Annotated in this window: 1 protein-coding gene; it reads left to right on the top strand. The window is 70.0% G+C overall.

The window, feature by feature from the left end:
- Positions 1-204 precede the first annotated feature (204 nt).
- A partial coding sequence (locus ABD324_RS37045; RefSeq protein WP_344428573.1) for an IS110 family transposase occupies positions 205-689 on the top strand: 485 nt, incomplete at its 3' end.

Raw genomic sequence — 689 nt, 5'->3', positions numbered from 1 at the left:
CGTGACCCGAAATCTGACTGGCCCCGATGCCTTCAAGAGGGACTTGTCCGTTCTCCGTTCTCACTGCCGGCCCGGCCGGGAGCAGCTGGCCTGATCAGGAGCTTGACCGCCAGTAGCAGCTGGCGTGTCCCGTCACAGTCATGCCGAGTCTCCCGAACCGGACCGGAGCTTGCATCCGTCCGGTCGAAGGAGAACGCGTTGCCCATGCTCGCAGAACTCGTCGAGGTCGTCATCGGCGTCGACACTCATAAGGACACCCACACCGCCGCCATCGTCGCCGCGAACACCGGGGCGGTTCTCGCCCAGGCGACGGCGTGCGCGGACCCCGACGGATACGCCGAACTGCTCGAGCTGGCCACCGGACACGGCGAGGTGCGGGCGTGGGCGATGGAGGGCTCGGGCGGTTATGGCGCCGGGCTGGCAGAGCATCTCGCCGGGCGTGGCGAACTCGTGATTGAGCTCGACCGCCCCGCCCGTCCGACCCGGCGGGCGGGGGCGAAGTCCGACCCGATCGACGCGGTGCGGGCGGCTCGAGATGCGTTGGCCCGCACCCATCTCGCCCAGCCGCGTACAGGGGCGGACCGGGCAGCGCTGCAGATCCTGCTCACCACGCGCCAGGCAGCAGTTCAGGCCGCGACCGACGGACAGCGCCAGCTCCACGCGCTGGTCGTCACCTCTCCGGAGCAGGT

The organism is Pseudonocardia ailaonensis, from assembly GCF_039531635.1.
GTDB lineage: Bacteria > Actinomycetota > Actinomycetes > Mycobacteriales > Pseudonocardiaceae > Pseudonocardia > Pseudonocardia ailaonensis.
Note: the sequence above shows the minus strand (reverse complement) of the source record. Positions and strands in the feature narration are given on the sequence as shown.